General features: G+C 70.6%; 26 protein-coding genes. 16 read left to right on the forward strand and 10 right to left on the reverse strand.

Annotated features, from left to right (window positions below):
* The first annotated feature begins 168 nt into the window (after nucleotides 1-168).
* Nucleotides 169-1104 carry an AraC-like ligand-binding domain-containing protein gene (locus ACFPZ3_RS28170; RefSeq protein ID WP_379517255.1) on the forward strand — a complete coding sequence of 312 codons (936 nt, stop codon included), beginning with the start codon at nucleotides 169-171 and terminating at the stop codon, nucleotides 1102-1104.
* A 69-nt stretch (nucleotides 1105-1173) separates the two neighbouring features.
* Here the strand turns inward: ACFPZ3_RS28170 and ACFPZ3_RS28175 are convergent, their stop codons facing one another.
* Nucleotides 1174-2613: an aldehyde dehydrogenase family protein gene (locus ACFPZ3_RS28175; protein WP_379517256.1), complete on the reverse strand. Its 1440-nt coding sequence runs from the start codon at nucleotides 2611-2613 to the stop codon at nucleotides 1174-1176.
* A 208-nt stretch (nucleotides 2614-2821) separates the two neighbouring features.
* Between ACFPZ3_RS28175 and ACFPZ3_RS28180 the strand changes: the two genes are divergently transcribed.
* A complete protein-coding gene (locus tag ACFPZ3_RS28180) occupies nucleotides 2822-3223 on the forward strand; it encodes a winged helix-turn-helix transcriptional regulator (protein WP_379517257.1) in 402 nt (133 codons plus the stop codon).
* Here ACFPZ3_RS28180 and ACFPZ3_RS28185 read toward each other — a convergent pair.
* Nucleotides 3192-3647 (reverse strand): cupin domain-containing protein, encoded by a 456-nt coding sequence (locus ACFPZ3_RS28185; RefSeq protein ID WP_379517258.1) that lies wholly within the window; start codon nucleotides 3645-3647, stop codon nucleotides 3192-3194. The genes ACFPZ3_RS28180 and ACFPZ3_RS28185 overlap by 32 nt on opposite strands.
* Before the next feature lie 80 nt (nucleotides 3648-3727).
* A complete protein-coding gene (locus ACFPZ3_RS28190) occupies nucleotides 3728-4588 on the reverse strand; it encodes an LLM class F420-dependent oxidoreductase (RefSeq protein WP_379517259.1) in 861 nt (286 codons plus the stop codon).
* Between the two features lie 256 nt (nucleotides 4589-4844).
* Between ACFPZ3_RS28190 and ACFPZ3_RS28195 the strand changes: the two genes are divergently transcribed.
* The 3 genes from ACFPZ3_RS28195 (at nucleotide 4845) to ACFPZ3_RS28205 (ending at nucleotide 7068) form a co-directional block, all read left to right on the forward strand.
* Nucleotides 4845-5198 carry an STAS domain-containing protein gene (locus ACFPZ3_RS28195; RefSeq protein ID WP_379517260.1) on the forward strand — a complete coding sequence of 118 codons (354 nt, stop codon included), beginning with the start codon at nucleotides 4845-4847 and terminating at the stop codon, nucleotides 5196-5198.
* A gap of 186 nt (nucleotides 5199-5384) precedes the next feature.
* Nucleotides 5385-5615, forward strand: coding sequence for a hypothetical protein (locus ACFPZ3_RS28200; RefSeq protein WP_379517261.1), 231 nt, complete (start codon nucleotides 5385-5387; stop codon nucleotides 5613-5615).
* A gap of 175 nt (nucleotides 5616-5790) precedes the next feature.
* On the forward strand, nucleotides 5791-7068 hold the full coding sequence (locus ACFPZ3_RS28205; protein ID WP_379517262.1) for a DUF5994 family protein: 1278 nt from the start codon (nucleotides 5791-5793) through the stop codon (nucleotides 7066-7068).
* Between the two features lie 20 nt (nucleotides 7069-7088).
* Here ACFPZ3_RS28205 and ACFPZ3_RS28210 read toward each other — a convergent pair whose 3' ends face one another.
* The gene (locus ACFPZ3_RS28210; RefSeq protein WP_379517263.1) at nucleotides 7089-7418 is read right to left on the reverse strand and encodes a hypothetical protein; all 330 of its coding nucleotides are present in this window, start codon (nucleotides 7416-7418) and stop codon (nucleotides 7089-7091) included.
* Nucleotides 7419-7623: 205 nt separating this feature from the next.
* A complete protein-coding gene (locus ACFPZ3_RS28215; RefSeq protein ID WP_379517264.1) occupies nucleotides 7624-7746 on the reverse strand; it encodes a hypothetical protein in 123 nt (40 codons plus the stop codon).
* A gap of 158 nt (nucleotides 7747-7904) precedes the next feature.
* Between ACFPZ3_RS28215 and ACFPZ3_RS28220 the strand changes: the two genes are divergently transcribed.
* The 11 genes from ACFPZ3_RS28220 to ACFPZ3_RS28270 all read left to right on the forward strand — a co-directional run bounded on the left by ACFPZ3_RS28220 (nucleotide 7905) and on the right by ACFPZ3_RS28270 (nucleotide 19656).
* Nucleotides 7905-8288, forward strand: a complete 384-nt coding sequence (locus ACFPZ3_RS28220) for a VOC family protein (RefSeq protein ID WP_379517265.1) — start codon at nucleotides 7905-7907, stop codon at nucleotides 8286-8288.
* A 355-nt stretch (nucleotides 8289-8643) separates the two neighbouring features.
* Nucleotides 8644-9999, forward strand: a complete 1356-nt coding sequence (locus ACFPZ3_RS28225; RefSeq protein WP_379517266.1) for an MFS transporter — start codon at nucleotides 8644-8646, stop codon at nucleotides 9997-9999.
* Complete coding sequence (locus ACFPZ3_RS28230; protein WP_379517267.1) at nucleotides 9950-10810, forward strand: isocitrate lyase/phosphoenolpyruvate mutase family protein; 861 nt, start codon at nucleotides 9950-9952, stop codon at nucleotides 10808-10810. The genes ACFPZ3_RS28225 and ACFPZ3_RS28230 overlap by 50 nt, the downstream gene beginning before the upstream one ends.
* 14 nt (nucleotides 10811-10824) lie before the next feature.
* Nucleotides 10825-12054, forward strand: a complete 1230-nt coding sequence (locus ACFPZ3_RS28235; RefSeq protein ID WP_379517268.1) for an ATP-grasp domain-containing protein — start codon at nucleotides 10825-10827, stop codon at nucleotides 12052-12054.
* Nucleotides 12051-13277, forward strand: coding sequence for an aspartate aminotransferase family protein (locus ACFPZ3_RS28240; RefSeq protein WP_379517269.1), 1227 nt, complete (start codon nucleotides 12051-12053; stop codon nucleotides 13275-13277). The genes ACFPZ3_RS28235 and ACFPZ3_RS28240 overlap by 4 nt, the downstream gene beginning before the upstream one ends.
* Complete coding sequence (locus ACFPZ3_RS28245) at nucleotides 13274-14218, forward strand: NAD(P)-dependent oxidoreductase (protein WP_379517270.1); 945 nt, start codon at nucleotides 13274-13276, stop codon at nucleotides 14216-14218. Before ACFPZ3_RS28240 ends, ACFPZ3_RS28245 begins: the two co-directional genes overlap by 4 nt.
* A 10-nt stretch (nucleotides 14219-14228) precedes the next feature.
* On the forward strand, nucleotides 14229-15326 hold the full coding sequence (gene argC / locus ACFPZ3_RS28250) for an N-acetyl-gamma-glutamyl-phosphate reductase (protein ID WP_379517271.1): 1098 nt from the start codon (nucleotides 14229-14231) through the stop codon (nucleotides 15324-15326).
* Nucleotides 15316-16623 carry a phosphoglycerate kinase gene (pgk, locus tag ACFPZ3_RS28255; RefSeq protein ID WP_379517272.1) on the forward strand — a complete coding sequence of 436 codons (1308 nt, stop codon included), beginning with the start codon at nucleotides 15316-15318 and terminating at the stop codon, nucleotides 16621-16623. The genes argC and pgk overlap by 11 nt, the downstream gene beginning before the upstream one ends.
* Nucleotides 16624-16632: 9 nt before the next feature.
* A complete protein-coding gene (locus ACFPZ3_RS28260; protein WP_379517273.1) occupies nucleotides 16633-16950 on the forward strand; it encodes a hypothetical protein in 318 nt (105 codons plus the stop codon).
* Between the two features lie 135 nt (nucleotides 16951-17085).
* Entirely contained in the window at nucleotides 17086-18009 is a 924-nt protein-coding gene (locus tag ACFPZ3_RS28265) for a DUF8094 domain-containing protein (RefSeq protein ID WP_379517274.1), read from the forward strand.
* A 192-nt stretch (nucleotides 18010-18201) separates the two neighbouring features.
* Entirely contained in the window at nucleotides 18202-19656 is a 1455-nt protein-coding gene (locus ACFPZ3_RS28270; protein WP_379517275.1) for an MDR family MFS transporter, read from the forward strand.
* A 9-nt stretch (nucleotides 19657-19665) separates the two neighbouring features.
* Here ACFPZ3_RS28270 and ACFPZ3_RS28275 read toward each other — a convergent pair whose 3' ends face one another.
* Genes ACFPZ3_RS28275 through ACFPZ3_RS28295 form a run of 5 tightly spaced genes read right to left on the reverse strand, consistent with a single transcriptional unit; the run spans nucleotide 19666 to nucleotide 25642 of the window.
* A complete protein-coding gene (locus ACFPZ3_RS28275; protein WP_379517276.1) occupies nucleotides 19666-20832 on the reverse strand; it encodes an ROK family transcriptional regulator in 1167 nt (388 codons plus the stop codon).
* A 58-nt stretch (nucleotides 20833-20890) separates the two neighbouring features.
* Complete coding sequence (locus ACFPZ3_RS28280; RefSeq protein ID WP_379517277.1) at nucleotides 20891-22387, reverse strand: glycoside hydrolase family 36 protein; 1497 nt, start codon at nucleotides 22385-22387, stop codon at nucleotides 20891-20893.
* 30 nt (nucleotides 22388-22417) lie between these two features.
* On the reverse strand, nucleotides 22418-23779 hold the full coding sequence (locus tag ACFPZ3_RS28285) for an ABC transporter substrate-binding protein (RefSeq protein WP_379517278.1): 1362 nt from the start codon (nucleotides 23777-23779) through the stop codon (nucleotides 22418-22420).
* 25 nt (nucleotides 23780-23804) lie between these two features.
* Nucleotides 23805-24686, reverse strand: a complete 882-nt coding sequence (locus tag ACFPZ3_RS28290; RefSeq protein WP_379517279.1) for a carbohydrate ABC transporter permease — start codon at nucleotides 24684-24686, stop codon at nucleotides 23805-23807.
* A gap of 14 nt (nucleotides 24687-24700) precedes the next feature.
* Entirely contained in the window at nucleotides 24701-25642 is a 942-nt protein-coding gene (locus ACFPZ3_RS28295; protein ID WP_379517280.1) for a carbohydrate ABC transporter permease, read from the reverse strand.
* Between the last annotated feature and the right edge of the window lie 214 nt (nucleotides 25643-25856).

Here is a 25856-nt window from a genome sequence, read left to right on the forward strand (position 1 = left end):
CCCTCACCGCACCCGCACCTTCAACCGCAGGCGCCGTCCGGCCGCACGTCCTGTTCGTGGACAGACCGGCGGGCGAGGAACAGACTGGCCAAAGGGAGTCCGCGGCGCGCGTCAACACCACGACGACACCGCGCCGCCCGCGCACGAAGAGGAAGAGGAGTCAGCCCCGTGCCCTCTCTCCCGCACACCCGCACCACAGGGAACGAGCAGGTGGAGCGCTTCGAGCAGCTGGCCTCCGAGGCATTCGCGCCCATGCGCATCCACCCGGCCGCGCCGGGAGCGGGCGGCACCCTGTGCGGCGCCCGGCCCGGCGGCGTCCTGATCACGCGGATCACCGGCGGCCCCTGCGTCGTGCGGCGCACCAGGGCCCTCATCGGGTCCGCCGATCGCGAGCTGATCAAGGTGGCGCTGCACGGGAAGGGCCGCGCGGGCGTCCAGCAGGACGGCCGCCAATGCCTGCCAGGCGCCGGCGACCTCGTGCTCTACGAGACGACCCGGCCGTACGAGCTGCGGTTCTGGGATCCGTTCGACATCGTCGTGCTCGGCATCCCGCGCCCGCTGTTCGGCGCGCACGCCGACCGGCTGCCCACGCGGACGGCGTCGGTGGTGCCGACCGACGGCGGCGGCCGGCGGCTGGCGGCGACGCTGCTGCGGGACACGGCCGGGGAGCTCGGCACGATCGGCGGCGGCGGTCCGCACCTGGCCAACGCGCTGGTGTCCATCGTCCTGTCGGCGCTGGCCGAACAGCCGGTGGTGGCGCCCGCCCAGGACGACCTCGCCGACCGGCTGCTCACGTACTGCCTGGGCCGTCTGCACGATCCGGAGCTGACTCCGGAGTCGGTGGCCCGCGCCCACCACATCTCGCTCCGCTACCTGCACAAGGTGCTCAACGGGCGCAGCGTCACGCTGGCGTCCTGGATCCGGGGGCAGCGCCTGGACCGCATTCGGCGTGACCTGGCCGATCCCGCCCTCGCCTGCCGCAGTGTCGCCCTGATCGCCGCCCGCTGGGGGATCTTCGACGCCACCCACCTCAGCCGCGCCCTGCGCAAGGAGTACGGGCGGAGCGCGGCCGAGATCAGAAGGGGCGCGCGTACTCCGCCGTGAGGACACGCCATGGAACGGTGCCGTGACCGTGCGGGCCGACGCCCACGGCACCGGGTTCGCGCGTGAGCGTCAGGCGAGGTTGGTCCAGATGCTCTTCACCTCGGTGTAGGCCGTGATGGCCTCCCAGCCCATCTCCCGGCCGAGGCCGGAGGCCTTCATGCCGCCCCAGGCGGCCGCGGCGTCCAGGCCCTGCATCATGTTGATCCACACGGTGCCGGCCTTCACCTGCCGGGCGAGCCGGTTGGCGGTGCCGATGTCGCGGGACCAGATGGCGGCGGCCAGGCCGTAGTCGCTGTCGTTGGCGAGCACGGCCAGCTCCTCCGGGTCGTCGTAGGGCAGGACGGTCAGGACCGGGCCGAAGATCTCCTCGCGGGCGATGCGCATGTCCTGCCGGACTCCCGCGAAGACGGTCGGCTCGTAGAAGAAGCCGCCGGCCAGCTCACCGCCCGGCCGCTCTCCCCCGGTCAGCAGCTCGGCGCCCTCCTTCCTGCCGAGGGAGACATAGCGCTCCACCTGCTCGACCTGCTCGGCCGAGACCAGGGGGCCGAGGTGCACCTCCGGGTCGAGGCCGTCGCCCAGGCGCAGTGTGCTCGCGGCCCCGGCGAGCTTGTGGGCGAACTCGTCGTGCCGTTTGGCGTCGACGTAGAAGCGGGTGTAGGCGGCGCAGACCTGACCCGAGTTGAACAGCCCGCCCAGCAGGTTGCCCTGGAGTGCCGCGTCGAGGTCGGCGTCCTGCGCGATGATGCTCGGCGCCTTGCCCCCGAGCTCCAGGGACGCCTTCTTCAGCGTCCGGCCGCACTCGGCGCCGATGTCCCTGCCGACCTTCGTGGAGCCGGTGAAGGAGATCTTCTTCACCCGCGGGTGCCGTACGAGCGCGCGGCCCACGTCCGGGCCGCCGGTGACGACGTTGACCACGCCGGCCGGGACCCCGGCCTCCTGGATGAGCTCGGCCAGCCGCAGCGTGGACAGCGGCGTCTGCTCGGCGGGCTTGATCACCACGGTGTTGCCCGCCGCGAGCGCCGGCGCGAGCTTCCACACCAGGATCATCAGGGGGAAGTTCCACGGCGTGATCAGCCCGCAGACGCCCAGCGGTTCGCGGCGGCTGCGATAGTCGACGTCCGGCACGGACAACGGCACGGTGACGCCGGTGATCTTGGTGACCCAGCCGGCGTAGTAGCGGAAGTGCTCCACGGCGTTGGGCACGGAGAAGCCCGCGCTCACGTTGAACGGCTGTCCCTGGTCCTGGGTCTCCAGCCGGGCGATCTCCTCCGTGTGCTCCTCCAGCAGGTCCGCGACCCGCAGCAGGAGTTTCGCCCGCGCCGCGGGCAGCAGCCCACCCCACTCGGCCGAGTCGAACGCCGCGGCGGCGGCGCGCACCGCGGCGTCGACGTCCGGCTCCGTCGCCTCGCGCAGCTCGGCGAGCACCTTTCCGGTGGCGGGGTTGAGGGAGGTGAAGACGGGGCCTCCACCTGGGGACCACTCGCCCCCGATCAGCATGTCGGTACGCATTTCCGAGCTCTCCTCTAGGTACGCGGCTCCACCATGGCGATCTCCATCCGTGACACCTCTGTCACTGTGGGCAACGGTAGAGGCGCTCGGAGCGAGGGAGTCGCCAATGCGCGCACGGGCGGTCTCCAACGCACGCACACTGCCTCGTGGTGAGATGTTCGGGAAAGCCCGGCGCCGGGAAACCGGCCTCGAAGCAGAGGGAATGGCCATGGGATCAGCTCACAGCGAGGCGGCCTGCCGGGCCAGGGAAATGCTCGACAGGGTCGGCGACAAATGGTCGCTGCCCGTGATATCCGAGCTCGGCACGGAGACCAGGCGATTCACCGAGCTCCGCCGTGCCATAGACGGCATAAGCCATCGCATGCTGACCGTCACCCTGCGGGAATTGGAGCGCGACGGCATCATCACGCGCACCGTCCACGCGGTCATGCCGCCGCGCGTGGAATACACGCTCACCCCGATGGGACACGCCCTGCTCGACGCGGTGGGCAGTCTCGTCACCTGGGCCGAGGCCCACCTTGACGAGATCGACGCGGCCCGCACCGGCTATGACGCCCGAGCCGAGCAGGCGAGCGCTCTCACCCGCCCGCCTGGCCGCGAAAATCGATGAGGGACGGCGGAGGCAGCGGCTCGTTCTCCGTGCCGGGCGCCGGGCTGCGCTCCAGGAGCCGCGTACCGACCACGTGACCGGCGAACACGGCGTGCAGCTTGACGCGCCCCCCTGACGTGTTGCGAAATCCGTGCGCGACGCCGGACGGCACCAGAATGACGGCGCCCGGCCCCACCGGCTGCCATTCTCCGTCGTAATGGGCTTCCGCCTCGCCCTCGTCCACGATGAGGACTTCTTCATTGGTGTGCACGTGAATCGGGATCATCTCGCCCGAGGCGAGGTGTTCGAAATTCAGCACCAATTCCTTCACGTAGGCGCCGTCCTGGCGAACCGGATCGAGCACCAGAGAATAGCGGGAGTCCGGCTTGTAGTTGTGCGGGTCGGCGGGAAAGGGGGCATAGTCCACATGACTGATGATGGTCATGGGGATCAGCATGCACCCCTGCGCCTCACCCGCCTATATCGCACTTTTTCCTTACCTGGTAATCACGAGGTAACCATCGCTCAGCCGAGTGCGGCGGCGAGGCGGCGCCACTGCTCCCGGGGGAAGGCGTTCGGGTCGGCGGTGATCACCTGCACGCACACGTGGTCGGCGCCGGCCGCGCGGTGCTCGTCCACCCGGCGCTTGATCGCCTCTTCGTCGCCCCACGCGATCACGGCGTCGAACAGGCGGTCGCTCACCGACGCCAGGTCCTCGGCCGAGAACCCGAGACGCAGCAGGTTGTTGGCGTAGTTGGGCAGGTCGAGATAGCGCCGCAACCAGTCGGTTCCGAGCTCGCGCGCCTCCTCCGCGCCCGAGCAGAGGATCACCGTCTGTTCCGGGAGCAGGAGCGGGCCCTCGCCCAGGATCTCGCGCGTACGCCGGGTGTGCTCGGTCGTGACCAGGTAGGGATGGACCCCGCGCGCCCGTTCGGCCGCGAGGCTCAGCATCTTCGGGCCGAGCGCGGCCAGCACCCGGCGCTCGGCGGGCACCGGCGGGTCGGCCTGGTCGAGCTCGTCGAGGAAGGTCTTCATCGCCGCCAGCGGCTTGCGGTAGCGCCCAGGCTCCCTCGCGTCGACCGCCACGGCGTGGCTCACGCCGATGCCCATCAGGAACCGGTCACCGTGGGCCGAGGAGAGCGCGGCGAAGGACGTGGCGACGTCGGCGGGCGCGTGCATCCACAGGTTCAGGATCCCGGTGGCCACGACGATCCGGCTGGTCGCGGTCAGCAGGTTGCCCACGGCGTCGAAGACCGGCCCGCCGGCGTCCGGCATCCAGAGTGCGCGAAATCCCAGCTCTTCGAGCTCGGCCGCCGCTTCCGCGGCCTCGCCCTGATCGCCGTAACGCAGGTGATGACTCCACACGCCCACGCCAGAAAGATCCATGACGCCCGCCCTCTCGATGCCGCGTTGATCGTCCAACCCTACAGATCGATCCGTGCGACGCCCTATGACGGCACACGCCCCACGGCGATCGACGTCGAACCAGGCTGGAGCGCTGTTCAACGGTCAGGGGCGCATCTGGACATGACGGCGTAAGCTCCTTGCACCGGGGCCCCCGTATGCCGGCAATCGAGCCGACGTCGCCCACGGCGATAGTCGACTATCGGTCCTCTCCGAGCACCGAGGCAGGCGGCCCGTCATGACGTCCACACCTCACAAACCCGGCGCCACCATCATTCAGCTGCACGGCGACATCGACATCTTCTCCAGCGAGGCCATGCGCCGCCGCCTGCTCGCGGCCCTGCCCACCAGCGAGAGCACCCTCATCTGCGACCTGTCCGACATCTCCTTCCGCGACATGTCCGGCTTCGGGGTGCTGGTCGGCATCCAGCGCAGGGCCAGAGCGATGGACATCGTCCTGGCCCTGACGCGGCCGAGCACACATACCAGGGACCTTCTGCACATGACCGGGCTGGAGTGGAGCCTGCCTGTTTACCGGCACGGTCAGGTCGACGCGGCCTCGCATATGGAAGTAGTACCAAATACGCGGTAAAGAATATTAAGCCGCTTTACGTTTACCGATTAACCGGCCCCAAGGTCATCGCCGCCGCGCCCGCGAGACCTCCCCGGCGCCGGGGAGGGCGTCCCGCCTCCGCGCCCAGACCGCAGCGGGGTGACATCCACTAGGATCTTACGTTATAGGTCGCTTTATCTACCGATAGCGACCATAATTGTCCCAATGAGGCCTCATCAAGCCGCAGCCCGGCGACGCCTGCCTGCCAGCCCCTTCAACGTCCCCGACGTGCCTCCGCCCCCGATCGAGCAGTTCGCCGCGGGAGACCGGGTGAGCCACGACAAGTACGGTCTCGGCCGGGTCATCGCCGTCCACCAGAACGTTGCCGTGGTCGTCGACTTCGGCTCGGAGACGTACCGGCTCACCGCGCCGTACGCCAAGCTCGAGAAGTTGTAGCGGGGCGCGCCCCTCGGTTCGTCGAGGGGCACGTTTCCTCTCCCCACGCGTGGTCGTTCAAGGCGTAAGGGGAGGCGTATGGTGAGTTCACCTGAGACTTCCGCATGCAGGCAACCGTGTCGGCATCGCCTCGGGCGCAGCCGGTGCTTCGCACCGGAGACAGGCGGCACACCAGTTGCCGAATCAACCTCACCTCATCGCGCCCACCGCTCTCCGGCCGGCCCGGGTGTTCCTGGAGCCGACACTGACCCGGGACGGAACACTCGACGGAGCCTGGTGGCCCTGCTCCACCGATCTCAGCCGTGAACTGTCCGCCCTGGTCAACCTCCTGCAGGACCGGCTCGGCCCCGTCCTGCGGGTCCGGCTCGACCTGACCTCATGGGACGACGTCCCGGCGCACCTTCTCATCGACGGTCGTTTCCTGCGGGTCAGCGGCCTGCCGGCGACGTCCGACGTGATCCACGTGATCCTCGACGACCAGGACGGATTCCTGCTCCTGGTCATCCCGCCGGACACCTCCGCGCCCATCGCCACGGCCGCGATGGCGACCGCGGCGCGGACGGGCAACACGTTGTCGGCGAGCGAGATCCTCGCCTACTGCCGCTCTCCCGTGTACAGAAGCCTGCGCATGCGCCCCTACCGCGCCTCGGACCGGGAGGCCGTGCTCTCGCTGGCCGACGCCGACCGCCTGCCCGGCCAGCTGGTGTGCACGCCCGCCACGCTCGACGAAGCCCTGGCCGGGACCTCGCACCGCGACCCCGCCCCCTGGGCAGGGCTTCAGCACCCCAGGACGGACGTTCTGATGGACGCGGACGGCCAGGTCGCCGGTGCGGTGTCCTACGCCACGCACAGGCACCACAACACCGGCCAGATCTTGTGGCTGCACGGGCGAGAGGTCCTGGACGTCGTCGAAACCCTCGTCGACCACACCCTGCGCGCCCTCGGCGGCAGGAAGGCCATCGACGCCTTCACCTCCGCGCCGGGCCTCGGCCTGGGAGCCCTGCCCACGGGTCGCCGTCCCGTCACCGCCAAGGTGCTCGAACACGCCGGCTTCACCGGACGCGCTTCCTGGCGATACCTGCGCCGTTCGGCGCCACCCGAGATCGACACCGCCGCCCACCTGCGGGTCGAGGTGGTCAGCAGCATGACACCCCCGGGATGGTGGCTCAAGGCCCACGGCGACGACTGCTCAGCCGAACTCGTCGTCGAGGAGCCGGTGGACGGCCACGGCGTCGTGTGGTGGTTCGGCGGCGACACCCGGCACACGGACGCGCTGCTCGAACGCGCGCTGCTGCGAGAGGTCGGCACCATCCTGGGCGAGCACGGAGCCTCCGAGACCATCCTGTACGCCGCCGGCGACCCGGAGCCGGACCAGGACCTCTTCGTGGCGGCCGGCTACACCGAGATCGACCGTCTCGTCTCCTACACCCGGCAAGCCACCCCCACCAGCTGACCCAGGTTCGGCGCCTTCGCCTAATCCTGTTTGTGGACGGTGACGGCTTGGACCGCTGTCAGCAGGATCGTGTGCACGGGGGATTCGTGTCGCGTCGCGGCCGATCCCTGCGCGTATTCGTCGAGTACGACGGTGTTACGCGAGCGGTCCAACTCGACGACGGCTCCTTTGAGCGACTGGCCTCCGTACAGGTGGACCGTTACCCGCTGCTGAGTTCCTTCCACGCTGGACAGCGCATACACCCATACGTCCACATCTGCCATCTCGCCCTCCACCTGAATCTCCAGCCAGTCGGTCACTGTCATCTCGTACGCGTCCTCGGGAACGCGGATGGGCGAGATACGTACCACGCCGGACTCCCAGGCCGACGAGCGAGAATGGGCCGGAAGCGGACGTAATGCAGGCATCTCCGAGTAACTATCCCACGCCGGGCCTGGCACGTTCACGGGGCCATCGGCACGTCCGCGATATATCCGCACAAAGCCGTTCCGGAACGTCTCCATTCGACGATTGACCATTTCTCAGCAGGAGAAAGTCATCCCCGGGGCGGGCGAGTTACCGCTCATCCTCCTGAACGCGGTCGATCGCCGCCATCTCCTCCTCCGACAACCGCAGCGCCCCGGCCGCGACGTTGACGACCAGGTGGCCGGGATCGCCGGTGCCCGGGATGGCCGGCACGTGCGACCCCTGCGGCCGGCGAGCTGGTCACGGCCCAGCTGGCGCAGGTTCTCCTCGACCTGGCCGCGCAGTCGCTCGGGCGCGGGCCACGGCCACCGATGAGTTCCGGTGCCCGCTCGTGTCCCTACATGGACCGACAACATGGAGAGAGGACCGATATGGGACAGCCTGTGGTGCACTTCGAGATCATCGGCCGCGACCCGGCGAAGCTGCGCGAGTACTACGGCGACCTGTTCGGCTGGGAGTTCCACACCGGCGACGCGGCCACCGAGCAGGTCTCCGCGCCGGGCCACTACGGGTTCGTGGACGGGAGCACGACCGGGGACGGTGGGGGCATCAACGGGGGCGTCGGCGGCGGCGTGGGCTATGAGGGCCACGTGCTGTTCTACGTCGGCGTGCCCAACGTGGAGGAGGCGCTCAGGAAGGCCGAGAGCCTGGGCGGCAAGCGCCTGATGGGCCCCGAGGGCACGCCGGGGACGCTCGTCATCGGCCGGTTCACCGACCCGGAGGGGCATCTGATCGGCGTGGCCGGCACCGAGTAGCCGCCGCACCTGGCACCTCCGTGCTCACCACCGCCCTCCGCTCTCCGCAATCGCAGCCGCAACGGTTTTGCAATCCCGTTTGTGAGCCTTGCGGTTTCGCGAGAAAGGAGGCGGCCGATGCCCCGAACGGCAGACGAAGGCGTGCCCGTGCCGAGCCCGCCGGGCTTGGCACCCCGGGCGGACCTCGCCGCGCCATATGGACAGGGGCCTGTCGACAGTCTCACCGCAACCCGCCACCTGCCGCCATCCCGAACCTTGGGGACAGCGGTTCGCCTTTCGACGATGGAGGCTGATCCCCGACGGGATCGTTCCAGGAGGGACGAGGGGGTAGGCGACGGTGGGGGTCAGGAAGTGGTTGCTTGAGCTGTTGCCCGCCGCCGGCCCGCCACGGGTGCTGGCCGCCCTGACCTGCGTGCAGTCCATGGGAACGGGCGTCTTCCTGGCCTCCGGTGTCGTGTTCTTCACGACCGTGGCGGGGATGGAGGCGGGGCAGGTAGGCGTGGCGCTGAGCGTCGCGGGGTTGTGCGGGGTGCTGGTCAGCGTGCCGGTGGGCCGGCTCGCCGACCGGGTCGGCGCCCGGCGGCTGCTCATCGTGTCCTACGTCGTGTCGGGGCCGCTGTTCGCGCTGTACGCGGGTGTCGGCTCCATCCTGCCCTTCCTGATCGTGAGCAGCCTGATCGCGGTGTGCGAGGGAGCGGCCGACCCGCTGCGCGCGACGCTCACCTTCGCCGTCGGGGGGAAGGACGCGGCCAAGGTACGAGGGCAGTTGCGCAGCATCTACAACCTCGGCTTCGTGGCCGGGGCGGCACTGGCGGCCGGCGCGCTGGTCACCGCCACGCGGGCGGCGTTCTACGTGGTCGTCCTGGCCACGGCGGCCGCCCAGCTCGCCTGCGCGGCCATCGCGGCACGTCTGCCGGACGGCGCCAGAGCCAACCCGGCCAAGCCGCACGGCGACAGAGCCACCCCGGCCAAGCCGCACGGCGACAGAGCCACCCCGGCCAAGCCCAACGGCGCCAGGGTGAGCCGGACCGAGCCGGCCGCCGGGCGGCGGGTCCGGCCGGATCCCAGGTTCGTCCTGCTGACGCTGGTCAACGGCGGGATGGAGCTGCACGTCGTCATCATGACGCTGGGCTTCCCGCTGTGGATCGTCACCCACACGGACCTGCCGGCCAGCCTGAACTCGCTGCTGCTGGCGCTGAACACGACCGCCGTCGTGCTCTTCCAGGTCGCCGCGGGACGCCGCACCGCGACGGTTCCCGACGCGGGCAGGCTCCAGCTCCTGGCCGGGATCCTCCTCGGCGCCGCCTGCGCCGTCGCCGCGGTCAGCGGCTCCGTGGTGACGGCCGCGGCCGGGTGGGCGCTGGCCGTGGCCTGCCTGCTCCTCGTGGCCGGCGAGCTGCTGCAGACGGCGGGCTCCTTCACGCTCTCCTTCGAGCTGCCGCCGCCTGGCCGGCAGGGCGAGCACCAGGGGATCTTCTCCCTGCGCAAAGGGCTCCGGCAGACGGCCGGTCCCGCGCTGGTGACCTGGCTGGTCGCCGGGCTCGGCGGCATCGGCTGGCTGGCGCTGGCCGTCCTCTTCGTTGTTCTCGGCGCGATCGGCAGGCACCTGAGCCTGGCCATGTACCGCTCCCGCCGGTCATCCGTACAGATGGGAAACACACATGATCAAGCAGTCGTACGTACCGTTCCGCCGCGTCATGGAGCGTGGTGACCTGGTCCGCGTGGCCGGCGTGCACTCCGCCCTGGGCGGTCTGCTCGCCGGTGAGGCGGGCTTCGACGCCGTGTGGGCGTCGAGCTTCGAGATCTCGGCGGCCAGAGGGCTCCCCGACGCGAGCCTGCTGACGATGACCGAGTATCTGGAGGCCGCGGCCAACATCCAGAAGGCGATTCCGGTGCCCGTCGTCGCCGACTGTGACACCGGCTTCGGCAACAGCATGAACGTCGCCCACATGGTGCACGAGTACGAGAGGGCAGGCATCACCGCCATCTGCATCGAGGACAAGCTGTTCCCCAAGATCAACAGCTTCGCCGTCGCCGAGCAGACCCTCCTGGACATGGACGCGTTCGCGCACAAGATCGCGACCGCCAAGGCCGCGCAGTCCACCCCTGGCTTCTATGTGATCGCCCGCACCGAGGCCCTGATCAGCGGCCTGGGAGTGGATGAGGCGGTGCGGCGCTGCCGCGCCTACGCGCAGGCCGGCGCCGACGCGGTGCTGGTGCACTCCAAGGCCGGGACCAATGCGGAGATACGCCGGTTCCTGGAGGAATGGGATGACCTGTGCCCCGTGGTGATCGTGCCGACCACCTACCCCGACTGGCACGCGGACGACATCGCGAAGGCGGGCGTCTCCGTCGTGATCTACGCCAACCAGGGGTTGCGCGCCACGGTGGAGTCCTTGCGCAGCACCTTCCGGTCGATCAGGGAGCAGGGATCGTCGGCGCATCTGGAGAGGCGGATCGTCCCCGTACAGGAGATCTTCACGCTGCAGCGGCTGCAGGAATGGCAGGAGATCAACGCGTGAGAAACGGAGAGCACATGACACGTCGAGCAGCGGTCGTCTTCCTGTACCGCGAGAGCAAGCCGCTCCACCGGGAGATCCTGGAGGACTTCGCCCGCGCCGCCCGCGACGCCGGGTGCCTGTCCTTCTGCCTCGCGCCGCGCGGCACCCCGCTGGCGGACGCGCCGGTGGACGGCTACCGCCACTACGATCCGGGGCCCGGTCACGAGGAGGTGCTGGCCGGGGAGGTGTCGGCCATCGCCGCCCGCCACCCCGTACTGCGACTGCTGTCCACGACGGAACACGACGTGGAGCTCGCGGCGGCCCTGCGCGAGCACGCCGGCATCAAGGGCCTGCGCCCGGAGCACAGCGTGCACTTCCGTGACAAGGACGCGATGACGGCCCGGGTCGCCGAGCTGGGGATCGCGACGGCGTCCTGGGCGATGCCGCACACCCTGGGCACGATCGAGCGGTTCGCGCGGGAGGTGGGTTACCCGCTCGTGCTGAAGCCGTACGACGGCATCTCCTGCCGCGGGACCCACAAGGTCCGCACCCGCGCGGAGCTCGGCGAGGTGTGGGGGCTGATCAGGGACCGCAGGCACGACTACCGGGCCGAGTCGTTCGTGGCCGGCGAGCAGTACCACGTCGACATCCTCCTGCGGGAGGGCGAGGTGTTGTTCGAGGCGGTGTCGCGTTACACGCACACGCTGCTGGACAACTATCACGACTATCCGGTCGGCAGCGTCGCGCTCGCCGGGGCGCCCGCCGGGCCGCACAACGCGCTGCTCGACGCCGCCCGCGCGGTGGTGACGGGGCTGGGCATGCGGACCGGCGTCACGCACACCGAGTTCTTCCTCCGCCAGGACGGGAGCCTGGTCTTCGGCGAGACCGCGGCGCGCATGCCCGGCGCGTGGGCGGTGCCCATGTATCGGGCCGCCTTCGGGATCAGCCTGCCGTACGTGTGGGCGCGCAGCGAGATCGACCCCGATTACCGGCCCGACATCCGCTCGCACCAGTACGCCGGCGGATGGTTCCTGGTGTCCGGGGCGCGCGGGCGGATCAGCCGGATCAGCTCCGCGCGGGAGCTGATGACGCTCCCCGACGTCGTCGACGCGCAGGTGTGGCGGGCCCCGGGCGACCACATCGACGCCCCGTCGGAGCTCGGCGGCCAGAACCTCGGGTACGCGGTCGTCACCGGCGACTCTCCCGAGGACGTGGCGGCGAACCTGGGCAAGGCGCACGAGCTCTTCACGGTGGTGGCCGCGTGACCCGGCAGAACGATCTCCTGGCGGCCGCCGGCACGACCGCCCTGGGCGCCTACCGGCCGCCTTCGCTGGTGCTCGAACGCGGCCAGGGGCGCCACGTGTACGACCTGGACGGCACCGCCTACCTGGACCTCAGCGGCGGCGTCGCCGTCACCTCGATCGGGCACGGCCATCCCACACTGCTGAATGCGATCTCCCGCCAGGCCACCCGCCTCATGCACGCCTCCAACCTGTTCACCACCGAGCCCGCCGTCCGCCTGGCCGCCGAGCTCCGCCGCAGAACAGCCTTCCCGCGCTCGTTCTTCGTCAACAGCGGCACTGAGGCGAACGAGACCCTCATCAAGCTGGCCCGCCGCCACCACTTCGAGCGCGGCGACTTCCTGCGGACCACGATCGTCTCCTCCAGGACCGGCTACCACGGCCGCACGCTCGGCTCGCTCAGCCTCACGGGGCAGGCCAGGTACAGGATCGGGATGGAGCCGATGGCCGGGTGCGTGCGGCACGTGCCGTACAACGATCTCGACGCCCTGCGGGCGGTGGTCGGCGCGGACACGGCCGCCGTGGTCCTGGAGACCATCCAGGCCGAGGCCGGCATCGTTGAGGCCGCCGACGGCTACCTCGCCGGGGTGCGGCGGATCTGCGACGAGGCGGGTGCGCTGCTCTTCCTCGACGAGGTGCAGACGGGATACGGCAGGACCGGCCGGTTCCTGTCGCACGAGTGGAGCGGGGCCGTGCCGGACGCCTGCTCGGTGGCCAAGGGGATCGCGGGCGGGTTTCCGATGGGCGCGGTGCTGGCGGCGGAGCGGCTGGCCGGGGGGCTGCCGCCGGGAAGCCATGCCAGCACCTTCGGCGGCAACCCGCTGGCCTGCGCGGCGGCGCTGGCCGTCCTCGAGGTCTTCGATCACGAGAAGCTCGTCGAGAACGCCGAGTCGGCCGGGCGGATGCTCAGGGAGCGGCTGGACCACCTGGTCTCCGACGCCGGGACGCCCGCCGCGGTGGCCGCCAGAGGACGCGGGCTGCTGCAGGGGCTGGAGCTGGCCGACGGCGTCGATCCCGACGCGGTGGTCGCCGAGCTGCGGGCCAGGAACGTGCTGATCACGGTGGTCGGCGGCCGGGTGCTGCGGTTCTCGCCCGCCCTCACCATCACCGAAGCGGAGCTGACGGAAGGAATGACGACGGTGGAGAAGGTGCTGGGCGACCCGCCCGGAAAGCCGGGGCCGCGATGAAGGGCCGGATCCTGGTCCTGGACCCGATCGACGCGCACGCCCTGGACCGGCTTCGCGACACGTTCGAGGTGGTGGTGCGGCTGCAGCCGGGCAGAAAGGAGCTGATCGGGCTCGTCGGCGACGCCGACGCGATCGTGCTGCGCAGCGGCGCGCGGCTGTCGGCGGAGGTGCTGACGGCGGCCCGGCGGCTGCGGGTGGTGGCCAGGGCGGGCTCGGGGACGGACAACATCGATCTCGCCGCCGCCCGCGATGCCGGGGTGCGGGTGTTCAACGTCCCCGGCGCGTCGGCGGAGGCCGTCGCGGAGCTCGCCCTCGGCCTCACCCTCGCGCTGACCAGGAAGATCGCGCTGGCGGACCGGCAGGTGCGGGCCGGCGTCTGGGACAAGCCCGCGCTCGCCGGCCCGCAGCTCGCCGGCAGGACACTCGGCGTCGTCGGGTACGGCGGCATCGGCTCCAGGATCGCGGCCCTGGCCCAGGGCTTCTCGATGCGCACGCTGGCCGCGGCCGAGCACGGCGGCGAGGAGCGGCGGCGTGCGCTGGCCCGGCAGGGGACGCGCCTCGTCGAGCTGCCGGCGCTGCTGCGCGAGTCGGACGTGGTCTGCCTGGCGGTGCCGCTGACCGCGCGTACCCGGCATCTGATCGCGGCGCCCGAACTGCACGCGATGCGGCGCTCCGCCTACCTCGTCAACGTCTCCCGCGGGGACGTGGTGGACGAGGACGCGCTGGCCGCCGCGTTGCGGGACGGAACGATCGCCGGCGCCGCACTCGACGTGTTCACCCAGGAGGGCGACGCGGGCGCGCTGGCCGCGCTCGACAACGTCGTCCTCACCCCGCACATCGGCGCCATGTCCGTGGACGTCCAGCGGCTCATCGGCGACATCGTGGCCGATTCCATCATCACCGCGCTGGACGGCGGCGCGGTCGCGAACCAGCTGTGCTGAGGAGCCTCCCATGAACCGCTCACCATCGGCCGGGCTCACGGTCGGCGTCGTCGGCGCGGCCGGCCACGCCGGCGGGGAGTTGTGCCGCCTGCTGCTCGGCCACCCCGCCGTGACGGAGATCGTGCCCGTCTCGCGGGGCGGGCAGTGCTTCGCCCGTGCCCACCCCAACCTCCTCGGCAGCGGGCTGGAGTTCGTCCGCCAGGAACGGCTCGCCGAGCGCGCCGCCGAGCTGGACGCGGTCTTCTTCTGCGCGCCCGCGGGAGAGGCGATGCGGTCCGCGCGTCACTACACCGACCTGGGCGTGCCGGTCATCGACCTCGGCGCCGACTTCCGCTTCGCCGACCCCGCCGAGTACCGGCGGGTGTACGGCGAGGAGCACAGCGACAGCAAACTGCTGACCGAGGCCGTGTACGGGGTCACGGAGCTGAACAGGGACCGCCTGCGGCACGCCCGGCTGGTCGCCAACCCAGGCTGCTACGCGATCACCGCGATCCTCGGCCTCGCCCCGCTGCTCGCCGGTGGCCACCTGGCCCCTGACGGCCTCGTCTCGATCCACGCGGTCAACGGCACCACGGGCGCGGGCAGCTCCCCGAAGCAGGCCGTGATGCACGCCGAGATGACCGGCTCGATGCTCTCCTACAACCTGGAGGGGCACCGGCACGGGCCCGAGCTGGAGGCGTACTTCACCGCCCTGGCCGGGGTGCCGGTGCCGGTGGACCTCAACACGGCGCACGGCCCCTTCGCCCGCGGCATCCACCTGCAGGCCAGCCTCCGGCTGCGCGGGACGTGGGACCGGGACGAGCTGCTCCGCACGTACGTGGCGTTCTACGGCGCCGGCCATGACAAGGAGCCCTTCGTGCTCGTCAACGACCTGCCCAAGCAGGGCGCGCGGAACGACAAGGACTACGACGTCTACCCGGCGCCCGGATCGGTGACCGGCTCCAACTACTGCCACATCGGGCTCGATCACGACGCCGACCGGTCCATCGCCAAGGTCGTCGCCGTCACCGACAACCTGGTCAAGGGCGCCGCCGGCTCGGCCATCCAGAACATGAACGTGATGCTGGGGATGGAGGAGACCTGGGGGCTGCGCCACTATGCCCTCTGACTCGCTGCGCGGGGTGCCGCTCCTGCGCGAACGGCGCCTGCGGCGGGGAGAGCGGTGGATCTACTCGGCGGGCTTCAACGTCGGCCGCGACCTGCCGGACACCTCCAGGATCGACGCCGAGCTGGCGGACCTCGACCTGCTGGCGGCCGCGGGCTGCCGCGTCGCCCTGCTGTCCCACCAGGGCAGGCACGGCGACGGGAGCGCCGAGGCGCTGGACTTCGCCGCCCGCTACCTGGGCGCCCGGCTGGGCCGGCCGGTGCGTTACGTACCCGGCAACGCCTCGGCCGGGGCGGCGCGGCAGGCGCGGGCCCTGCGCGACGGCGAGATCGCGGTGTTCGGCAACACCCGGGCGCACGCCGGGGAGGAGCGCAACGATCCCGCGCTGGCCCGGCGCTTCGCCCGGCTGGGCGAACTCGTCGCGGTGGGCGGCTTCTCCAAGGCCCACCGCGCGCACGCCTCGAACGCCGGCCTCCTCGACCGGCTGCCCGCTTTCGCCGCCGGCAGCCTGGTCAGCGAGCCGACGCTGCTCGCGCCCTGGGCCGGCATCGTCCCGCACCGGCTCTCGGTCGCCGTGGTCGGCGGGGTCAAGCCGGAAAAGACGCTGATCGGCCTGGAGGCCCTCACCAGGACCTACGATCTCGTCATCCCGGGCGGCGTGGTGCTCAACACGGTGCTGCGCGTGCTCGGGCACGACATCGGCCGCTCCGCCCTCGGCGACCGGCCGGAGCAGTGCGCACAGGTGGCGCGCACCGTGCTCGGCCGCGCGAACCGGGCCGAGCTGTACGTCCCGTCCGAGGTCATCGTGGCACCGGCCGAGGGGCCGACCAATGGGCCGGCTAAAGGATCGGCCATGGGACCGGCGGAGGAACCGGCCGTGGGACCGGCGGAGGGATCGGCCGAGGGACCGGCTCTGAGCGCGCGGGGGCGGATGCCGGTTCTGGGTGCGCGGGGGCGGATCGTCCCGATCGCGGAGGGCGTACCGGCGGGGCACATGATCGTGGACTTCGTGCTGGAGCTGGGCGTCCGCGCCCGCTTAGACGCGCTGGCCGCCGCGGGCGGGCGGGCGCTGCTCGCGGGCACGCCGTGCCGCTACACCGACGGCTTCCGCGACACCGCCGACGCCCTGCTGGCGGCGTTCGGCGCGCCGGGCGTGGACGCGCTGCTGCTGGGCGGGGACACCACCGCCGAACTGCCCTGGCAGGGGCCGCGCTCCACCGGGGGCGGCTCGGCACTGCACTACCTCGCGCACGGCACCTGCCCTGTGCTCGACTCCCTCCGCCGCTCCACCCCGCGGTAGGCCCCGCTGGTGTGGGCGCAGACGGCGACCGTCTCGTCCGGCGGCGGGCAGCCCGCCTTCATCTACACGCTGCGGGCCAGCCTGGAGAACGGGGGCTCTCCACTGTGTCTGACCGCCAGGAACACGGTGGAGGTGGTCGTGGCCGTCTGTAACAACAGCGACAGCCAGAAGTGGTTCCACCCCACCGCGGTGCAAGGCCCTGGCGGCACGCTGCCGACCAAGAACGTCGCCACCCTCACGCACCTGGGGCAGAGCGCGTCGGTCCAGGCGCCGCTGTCGCTGTTCGGGCCGATCGGCGGGCACTTCTGGGCCAAGCGCACCGTCTGAGCCCTCGATCCGGCGGCCAGGCGCTCCTCGACGGCGAGGGCGCCTGGCTCGCCCTTACCCGCGCAGCCGTATCCGGGCGTCCGATATGTTCTCTTTCGGTCGTGTCTTTGATGGAGGTCGGTTCCAGTGCGTGGAATGCCACTGATCGTGGCTCTTGTCCTGATCCTGTCCGGCTGCGGTGCGATCCCCGGACTGCTCCGCCTGCCCACGCCGGCGTCGGCCCCGTCGAAAGCCACGTCGAAAACCCCGTCGCCGACCACGTCACCGTCTCCGTCGCCGAGCACTCCCACTCCCTCCGCGACCAGGGCGGCGCTGACCATCCCCCAGGCCGGGCAGGCCATGCGCAAGTGGGTGGGCGCGTACAACGCGATGCTCAAGAAGCGCAAGTGGTGGAAGCAGAACTCCCTGCTCGACGCGCTGTTCATCGAGGGGGCGCTGCACGAGGGCGTGCTCGAACGCAACCACGAGGACTTCGGGTGGAAGACGGAGCACAAGCCGATCAACCTGACCGCCGCCCCGGCGGTCTACCTGCCCAGGCCGGAGCGGCAGCCGCCGATCGGTGACTGGTTCATCGCGCAGGCGACCTACAAGGACACCAAGGGTTATGCCCGCCCGCACGTGCTCGCGTTCTTCCGCTCCCCCGGGAAGTCCTTCAAGCTGGCCGTCGCGGCCCCGATTCACTGGGGACAGCGGATGCCCAAGCCGCGGCTCGACGCCGGCGGTTACATCACCGACATGGACAACGCCATGGCGGGCTCCGTGGCCGAGGAGTACCTGAACTTCTGGAACAACAAGCGGAAGAAGGAGGGCGACTCCGGCTACCGCCTGGCCAGGAACAGCTACAGCCGCAAGGCGTTCCCCGCGGTGAACAAGGGGATGTACGTCGCGTTCGCCGGCCATGGCTCGGTCTTCGGCTTCCGTACGGCGGACAACGGCTCGTTCTTCCTGTTCGCGATGGTCAATGACACCAAGAGCGTCAACCAGGTGCTGAGCGAGGCGCTGCTGGTGCCCAGGGGCAGCAGGACCATCCAGGAGCTCGGCGCCAACTGGTTCTCCTAGCGGCACTTCGCCCTGTTCACCGCCGGTGAAAACCAGGTGACATTTCGCATCTCTTGCCGCAATGTTGGGTTCGGTCGATGAGTTCTGTCAGTGGTGCCGGTCAGTCTGTGTATGACCACAACTTCTTGTGAGACCGAAGGCCGGAACGCCGGCGATAGCCGCGTTTCGCCCGACGACCCCGATCGAGGTGCCGTGCCCAGCTCACAGCCCGACTCACTCGCCAGGCCCGCGGCCGCCGCCCCGGGTCGCACCCCGCCCGTGATCCGGCTGCTGGTGCTGGCCACGTTCGTGGTCATCCTCAATGAGACGATCATGATCAATGCGATCCCGCGGCTGATGGGCGCGTTGAACATCACCGAGCAGACCGCGCAGTGGCTCTCGACCGCCTTCATGCTGACCATGGCCGCGGTCATCCCGATCACCGGGTGGTTCCTGCAGCGGGTGTCCACCCGGAGCGCCTACGCCACCGCGATGGGCCTGTTCCTGCTCGGCACGGCGCTGGCCATCGTCGCGCCGTCGTTCGAGGTGCTGCTGGGCGCCCGCATCGTCCAGGCGTGCGGGACGGCCGTGATGATGCCGCTGCTGATGACCACGCTGATGCAGGTGGTGCCGGAGGAGGACCGGGGCCGGGTGATGGGCAACGTCAGCCTGGCCATCTCGGTCGCGCCGGCGATGGGCCCGACGGTCTCCGGGGTGATCCTCCAGTTCGGGTCCTGGCGCCTGCTGTTCGCCGTGGTGCTCCCCATCGCCGCCGTGATCACGTGGCGCGGCCTGAAGCAGCTCGAGAACATCGGCGAGCCCCGCACCGGCACCATCGACTGGTTCAGCGTGGTGAGCGCCGCGGCCGGCTTCGGCGGCCTGGTCTACGGGCTCAGCCGGTTCGAGGGCGGTGACGTCCGCGTCGCCGCCGCGATCGTGGCGGCCGGGCTGGTCACCATCGCCGTCTTCGTCTTCCGCCAGTTGGCGTTGCAGAAGCGCGGCGTGCCGCTGCTGGACCTGCGCACGCTGCGCCACCGCACCTACACGGTCGCGCTGATCATGATGGCGGTGGCCTTCATGGCGATGCTCGGCTCGATGATCCTGCTGCCGCTCTACCTGCAGAGCGTCCGCGGGCTCAGCGCCCTGGAGACCGGGCTCCTGGTGATGCCGGGCGGCCTCGCGATGGGCCTGCTCGGTCCGGTCGTCGGCCGCCTGTTCGACAAGTTCGGCGGCCGGGTGCTGGTCGTCCCCGGCGCGATCGGGATCATGCTCGCGCTCACCGGCTTCACCCAGGTCTCGATGACCATGCCCTTCTGGCAGATCCTCGGCCTGCACGCGCTGCTGATGGTGAGCCTGGCCGCGACCTTCACCCCGGTGTTCACCCTCGGGCTCGGAGCGGTCCCCCCGCGGCTCTACTCCCACGGCAGCTCGATCCTGAGCACGCTGCAGCAGGTCGCGGCGGCCCTCGGCACCGCGTTCGCGATCACCGTGATGAGCGTGCGGGCCGATGCCCTGCGGTCCGCGGGAGCCACCGAGGCGCTCGCCGCCCTCGGCGGCATGCGGCTGGCCTTCATCATCGGCGCGGTGTTGTCCGTGGCCGTGGTCGTCACCGCCCTGCTGCTACCTGCCAGGGCGGCCAACAGCGGCGAGTTCACGGCACCCCACTGAGAGATCCGGTCAGGCGCGCGGGGCGACCGGCGTGGACAGCCGCTCGCCGAACAGGCGGGCGTCCACCTCGTCGAGGGCCAGGCGCAGGGCGCCCAGGGCGACGCTCTCGGCGCCGAGGGTGGAGGCGCGGATCTCGGGGACGCGCAGGCAGGTGCGGCGCAGCTCGCGGGCCAGCTGGTCGAGGATGAGATCGGCGGAGCGGGAGAAGCCGCCGCCGAAGATGACGACCTGCGGGTCGAGGGTGAGGACCAGTGCGGCGGTGCCGACTGCGAGGTCGCGGGTGTAGCGGCGGACGGCGGTCCTGGCCGCCTTGTCCCCGGCGCGGGCGGCGGCGAACACCCAGGCGGCCGCGTCGTCGGTGTCGATGCCCGCGGGCAGGCTGGCGCACTTCTGCAGGTGGGAGGGCGCGGTGAGCCAGCGGACGGCGCGCAGCGCGCCGATCTCGCCGGCGGCGCCGCCGTAGCCGCGGCGCAGCGTGCCGTCGACGATCAGCCCGGCGCCGGTGCGCATGCCCGCCAGCAGGTAGACGATGTCGTCGGCGTCGCTGGCCGCCCCTTGCCAGCGCTCGGCGAGCGCGGCCAGCTTGCAGTCGTTCTCCACCTGGATCGGGCAGGAGAAGCGCGCGGCCAGGTGCTCGGCCGGCTTCACACTGGCCCACCCCGGCAGCGGCGTGAACAACGTGGTGCGGCCACTGGCGTCGACCGGCCCTGTCACCCCTACGGTGATCGCCCAGAGCTCCTCCGGGCGCAGGCTCGCCGCGGCCAGGCACTCGTCCACGGCCGCGTCGACGACGGCGAGCCTCGCCGCCGGGTCCGCGCCGGGGTCGACCGGCAGCCGGCTGGTCCACGCGACGGTGCCGTCCAGGTCGGCGAGCATGGCCAGCACCTTGTGCGCGCCGACGTCGACGCCGAGCACGTGCCCGGTGCCGGCGTTGAACCGATAGCGGCGGGCGGGACGCCCGACGACGCTGCTGCCGTCGGGCTCCACGACGGTGATCCAGCCGTCGGCGACCAGGCCCTGCACGATGACGTCCGCGCCCGGCCTGGACAATCCGGTGCGGCCGGCCAGCTCCGTGACGGTGGACGGCGGGTTGCCCCGCAGTGCCCGGACGATGCTGAGCGCGTTGAGCTCCCGCATCCGGGTCACGTCCGTCCCGGTCGTGAGCTGCTCGGTCACCGTCTCCCCCTTGGTCTCCTTAATTACGCTTCGCTCTTTACGAAAGGGTAATGCGAAGTCAGGAGATCGGATACCACTGCCCGTCGGGTTCGACGGCCGGGCCGAAGTCCACCTCACGGCCGTCGACGGCGAACACGTACCGGCTCTTGCGCACGACGGCGGGCCTGGCCGACAGGTACGCCGTCATGTCCGCCAGCTCCTCCGGGCGCAGCCACCCGGGCGGGTCGGACACCGCCCGGAAGCCGCACACCGTGGCCAGGTCGCGCAGCCAGCCGAGCTGCTGGTCGCTGAGCAGGTTGAGGCGGCTGCGGAAGTACACGACGTCCGGGTCGACCTCGGCCAGCGGCGCGTGCCACAGCCGGTGCAGCGTGTTGACGACGGCGTTGCGCGCCATCGCGTCGGACGGGTCCTCGCTGGCGTAGTTCTGCCACATCGGCGCCACGTCAGGCCCGCTGCGCAGCCCGTCGAGCAGGCCGAGCGAGGGCAGCAGGATCGCGCCGCTGCCCAGCAGGTACACCTCCTCCCCCGCCGTCCGCCGGATCAGCTCCAGCGCCTCGCGGTAGACCTGCTCACGTCCCGCCCCGCCCTGCCGTACGCCGGGGACGGCGCCCGCGTTGATGAAGTCGAGCTTGAGGTAGCCGAAGCCCCACTCGTGCACGACCCGGTGGATGAGCCGCTCCACGTGGTCGAGCGCGTCGGCCCTGGACAGGTCCAGCGCCCAGTAGCCGGTCCCCCAGTTGTAGCCGGCGACCACGGGCTCGCCCCGCTCGTCCCGCAGCAGCAGTTCGGGCCGCTCGCGGGCGGTGCGCGAGCCCGGCAGCACGATGAACGGAGCCAGCCACAACCCCGGGGTCAGCCCGGCGTCGGCGATCCGGCCGGCGAGCGCGCGCATCCCGGACGGGAACTTGGCGTTCGGCTCCCAGTCGCCGACCATCTCCTCCCAGCCGTCGTCGACCTGCACCACGTCGAAGGGCAGCCCGTTCAGCGCGACGATGTCCTTGGCCAGCCCCGTCTCGGTGATGCCCTCGTAGTAGGCGTACCAGCTGCACCAGACGTTGCCCGCGCGCCGTTCGCCGCTGCCGAGGCGGGCGGCGAGCGCGCGGGTGTAGGCGCCGAAGACCTCCTCCTCTTCCCCGTACGCGAGGAACCACGGCGCCCCGTCGTCCTCGTACCAGCCGGCGAGCGTGTCGCGGTCGGCGGCCAGGCGCGGGGTGCCGAGGCCGAGCGCGCCGAGCAGCAGGACCCGCCCGTCGTCGCCCTGCAGGGCGGCGACGGCCGAGGAGTGGTGGCGGGACGGGTCGTCCCATACGGTGTCGTCCGCGGTGACGCGGCGGCGCGGGTCGGCGATGCGCAGCGGCGGCTCGGACAGCCGCCGCCAGCCGCACGGGCTCCACGAGTTCTGCCCGTGCCGGTAGAACAGCGCGTCGCCGAGGCCGTGCAGCACGGCCACCCGGCCGGGTGGCAGCACGACCCCGCCCTCGATCTTCTGGGGCGGCTCGGAACCGGTCGGCTCAAGGGCTACGGTACGGCCTGCCAGCTCAACGAGCAGCGGCATGAATGCTCCTTTCTCCGTACGTCGGTGTGATCAGGTGAACAACGCGTTGACCTGGTCGTTGGCCTGCTTCAGGCCTTCGGCGGTGCCGATCTGGCCGAGGACGATCGACTGGATGGCATCCTGCACGATCTGGCTCACCTCGTTGCCGTGGTCGGTGATGGGCAGCAGGAACGTGCCGCCCTCGGTCTTCGTCGCGTCGAGGTAGGCCTTCACGTCATGTCTCTTGGCCTCGTGGGCGGCCGCGGCCTTGTCGGTCGCCGCCTTGATCGCGGGGAAGACGACGGCGTTGCCCGCGACGATGTTCTGGCAGTCGGCCGAGCCGAGGAACTTGACCCACTTCCAGGCCTCCTCCTGATGCCGCGTACCGGCGAAGATCGCGTCGGACAGGCCGTTGATGGCGGTCTTGCGCGCGCCGACCGGCCCGAGGGGCATCGGGGCGAGGGCGAACTTCTGCTCGGCGGCGGCACCGAGGAAGGTGTTGATCGTCCACGACCCGGCGAAGGACATCGCGCCCTTGCCGGCGTTGAGCACGGCGTCCCTGCCCAGGGTGGACTGCTTGTCGAACTTCGGCGCGTACCCCTTGTCGGTGAGCTGCTTGAACCAGTCGATGACCTGGGCGAGCTTGGGGTCGTCGTACTTGTACCGAGTTCCCCAGGGGTTCTTGTCCAGGTAGGTCCATCCGTTGGCCACGGCCAGGTCGCCCCAGCCGTTCTGTCCCTGGGAGCCGTCCGCCCACTCGGGCAGGAAGCCGTAGACCTTGACCTTGTTCTTGTCGAACGCCGGGTCGAGGCCGTTGTGCCCGCTCTCGTCGACCGTGAGCTTGGCGATGACCTGCTGGAGCGTGCCACCGTCGGCGGGGTTCCAGGTGAGGTTGGCCATCTCCTCCGCCTTGACCTTCTGGTCGGCGAGCATCGTGGTGTTGTAGACGAGCGCCACGGTGTCCCAGTCCTTGGGAAGGCCGAACCGCTTGCCGTCCTTCACCCACAGGTCGGCCAGGCCCTCCTGGTACTGGGTCAGGTCCACCTTGTCCCGGTCGGCGAACGGCTGGATGTCGAGGATCTGCCCGCTGCCGACGAACTGCGGGTAGTAGGAGCCGTGGTCGGTCCACACGTCCGGGGCCTGGCCGGCGGCGAGCTGGGTGGTGAGGTTCTGCCAGTACTGGGCCCACGCCGTCTGGGTGATCTTGACGGTGATGTTCGGGTTGGCCGTGTGAAAGGCATCGGCGCAGGCCTGGTAGGACGCCTGCTGGTTGTCGTCCCAGAGCCAGTAGTCGATCGTGACGTTGCCGCCGGCCGCGTCGTCCTGCGCGTCGCCGCCTGACCCGCACGCGGCGAGCGTGCCGGCGAGCGCCAGCGCCAGCAGTGCCAGGCCCGCACGCTTGGTGGTGTTCATGGGTCGATGCCTCTCTTACGGGGGGTTATTTGATGCCGGAGAAGTTGAGCGACTGGACCAGCCGCCGGCCGAGGAAGATCAGCACGAGCAGGACCGGCAGGACCGAGAGGGTCGAGCCGGCCATGAGCCCGGTCCAGTCCGGGCGGGTGTTGGGCGACTGCTGCAGGAAGACGCCGAGCGCGACGGTGAGGAGGCGGGTCTGCTCCTCGCGCCCGACCAGCAGCGGCCACAGGTAGTCCTTCCACGCCCAGACCGTCGTGGTGAGCCCGATGGTGATCAGCGGCCCGCGGCTCATCGGCAGCACGATGCGCCAGAAGATGCCCCACGGGCCGTTGCCGTCCAGCCGGGCCGCCTCCTCCACGTCGCGCGGGATGGACAGGAAGAACTGCCGCAGGAAGAAGACCGCGAACGGGGTCATCAGGATCGTCGGGGCCACCATCCCGGCGAAGGTGTTGATCAGGTCGAGGTTCTTGACCAGCACGAAGTTGGGCAGCAGCGTGAAGATCGGCGGCACCATGAGCGCGGCGATCAGGACGCCGAAGACGAACTCGCGCCCGGGGAAGCGCAGCCGGGCGAACGCGTACCCGGCCATCGCGCAGAAGTACGTCTGCAACGTCGCGATCAGGCCGCTGTAGACGACCGAGTTGAGCAGGTAGCGGGCGAAGTCGATCCGCGCGCCTGACCCGCCCGCCGCGCGGGCCTCCTCCTGGCTGGTGAGCCCGAGGATGCGCAGGAAGTTCACCATCGTCGGGTGCCGCGGGAACAGGGCGGCGCTGTCGGCGTAGAGGTCGGCGGCCGGGGTGAGCGCCGTACGGACCATCCAGTAGAAGGGGAACACGGTGAGCACGAGGGCCACGGCCAGGGTGACCCAGGCCGGCAGCCGGCCGATGTCGGTGATGCGCCGCAAGGTGGTGTGCCTCCTCAGGCCAGGTCCGAGCGGGAGGCCCGCAGCAGCCGCATCTGCACGACCGTGAGCACGCCGAGGATGAGCGCGAGCACGAGTGCCGCCGCCGAGGCGTAGCCCATGTGGAAGTACTGGAAGGCCTGCTGGTAGATGAAGTAGTAGATGACTCTGATCGCGCTGGTCGCGCCTCTGCCGCCCGCGGCCACGGCGACCGTGTCGAAGATCTGGAACGAGCCGATCAGCGACACCACCAGCACCAGGGCGAGGACGGGCCGCAACATCGGCAGCGTGATCGAGCGGAACATGCGCGGTTCGCCGGCGCCGTCGATGGCGGCGCTCTCGTACAGGTGCGGCGGGATCTGCAACATGCCGGCGTACAGCAGGAGCGCGGTGTAGCCGGTGTAGGCCCAGGTGTTGACCATTCCGATCGTCGGCATGGCCCAGTCGGGCGAGACGAAGAAGCCGACCGTGCCGAGACCGAGCGCCTTCATCAGGTGGTTGACGAAGCCGAGGTCGGCGTCGAGGAGCCACATCCAGAGCAGGCCGACGGTGACGTTCGGCACCAGCCACGGCAGCAGCAACATCGCGCGGAGCACCACCGACCGGGTGAGGCGGTGCATGAGCGCGGCCAGGAGCAGCCCGAGCAACATCTGTGAGCCGATGTTGATCACGACGTAGTAGAGGGTGACCGCGAGCGAGTGCCAGAACTGCGGGTCGGTGGCGAGGTGGGCGTAGTTGTCCGCGCCGACGTAGGCGGGGTCCGTGAGCAGGTTGTAGTCGGTCAGGGAGTACCAGATCCCGCGGACGGTCGGGTAGCCGTAGAAGATCACGAAACCGGCGAGCGCGGGGATCAGGAAGATCCACGCGGCCCGGCGATCGTCACGCGGCCGGGTCCGTCTTCGCCGGGGTTCGCCGGCATCGCTCGGCTCGGCGACCTGCGACCGTTCCGCGGTCCGCATCGTTCTCATCATCGTCCTCGGCGCTCGGTGAAATTGCCCTCTTGCCACGGGGTGACTCCCGAATAATGATGTAAGGCATCGGAAGTTTGTCAATAGCTCCTCATATCTTGGCGAGCGTACGGCAGCGCCCCCGAACCATTCCGTCCCACGTCAACCCCCATGCGGCGGGTCCTCAGCGGCCCGCGGCAGGCTTCGGCCGTCCACGTATCTCGGA

This window comes from Nonomuraea insulae, from assembly GCF_042656245.1.

What these genes read in the sequence shown, in the direction of transcription:
- ACFPZ3_RS28175 (WP_379517256.1), bottom strand. Translation starts at nt 2,613, where the DNA reads ATGCGTACCGACATGCTGATCGGGGGCGAGTGGTCCCCAGGTGGAGGC.
- ACFPZ3_RS28180 (WP_379517257.1), top strand. Translation starts at nt 2,822, where the DNA reads ATGGGATCAGCTCACAGCGAGGCGGCCTGCCGGGCCAGGGAAATGCTC.
- ACFPZ3_RS28185 (WP_379517258.1), bottom strand. Translation starts at nt 3,647, where the DNA reads ATGACCATCATCAGTCATGTGGACTATGCCCCCTTTCCCGCCGACCCG.
- ACFPZ3_RS28190 (WP_379517259.1), bottom strand. Translation starts at nt 4,588, where the DNA reads ATGGATCTTTCTGGCGTGGGCGTGTGGAGTCATCACCTGCGTTACGGC.
- ACFPZ3_RS28195 (WP_379517260.1), top strand. Translation starts at nt 4,845, where the DNA reads ATGACGTCCACACCTCACAAACCCGGCGCCACCATCATTCAGCTGCAC.
- ACFPZ3_RS28200 (WP_379517261.1), top strand. Translation starts at nt 5,385, where the DNA reads ATGAGGCCTCATCAAGCCGCAGCCCGGCGACGCCTGCCTGCCAGCCCC.
- ACFPZ3_RS28220 (WP_379517265.1), top strand. Translation starts at nt 7,905, where the DNA reads ATGGGACAGCCTGTGGTGCACTTCGAGATCATCGGCCGCGACCCGGCG.
- ACFPZ3_RS28230 (WP_379517267.1), top strand. Translation starts at nt 9,950, where the DNA reads ATGATCAAGCAGTCGTACGTACCGTTCCGCCGCGTCATGGAGCGTGGT.
- ACFPZ3_RS28235 (WP_379517268.1), top strand. Translation starts at nt 10,825, where the DNA reads ATGACACGTCGAGCAGCGGTCGTCTTCCTGTACCGCGAGAGCAAGCCG.
- ACFPZ3_RS28245 (WP_379517270.1), top strand. Translation starts at nt 13,274, where the DNA reads ATGAAGGGCCGGATCCTGGTCCTGGACCCGATCGACGCGCACGCCCTG.
- argC (WP_379517271.1), top strand. Translation starts at nt 14,229, where the DNA reads ATGAACCGCTCACCATCGGCCGGGCTCACGGTCGGCGTCGTCGGCGCG.
- pgk (WP_379517272.1), top strand. Translation starts at nt 15,316, where the DNA reads ATGCCCTCTGACTCGCTGCGCGGGGTGCCGCTCCTGCGCGAACGGCGC.
- ACFPZ3_RS28265 (WP_379517274.1), top strand. Translation starts at nt 17,086, where the DNA reads ATGCCACTGATCGTGGCTCTTGTCCTGATCCTGTCCGGCTGCGGTGCG.
- ACFPZ3_RS28280 (WP_379517277.1), bottom strand. Translation starts at nt 22,387, where the DNA reads ATGCCGCTGCTCGTTGAGCTGGCAGGCCGTACCGTAGCCCTTGAGCCG.
- ACFPZ3_RS28285 (WP_379517278.1), bottom strand. Translation starts at nt 23,779, where the DNA reads ATGAACACCACCAAGCGTGCGGGCCTGGCACTGCTGGCGCTGGCGCTC.
- ACFPZ3_RS28295 (WP_379517280.1), bottom strand. Translation starts at nt 25,642, where the DNA reads ATGCGGACCGCGGAACGGTCGCAGGTCGCCGAGCCGAGCGATGCCGGC.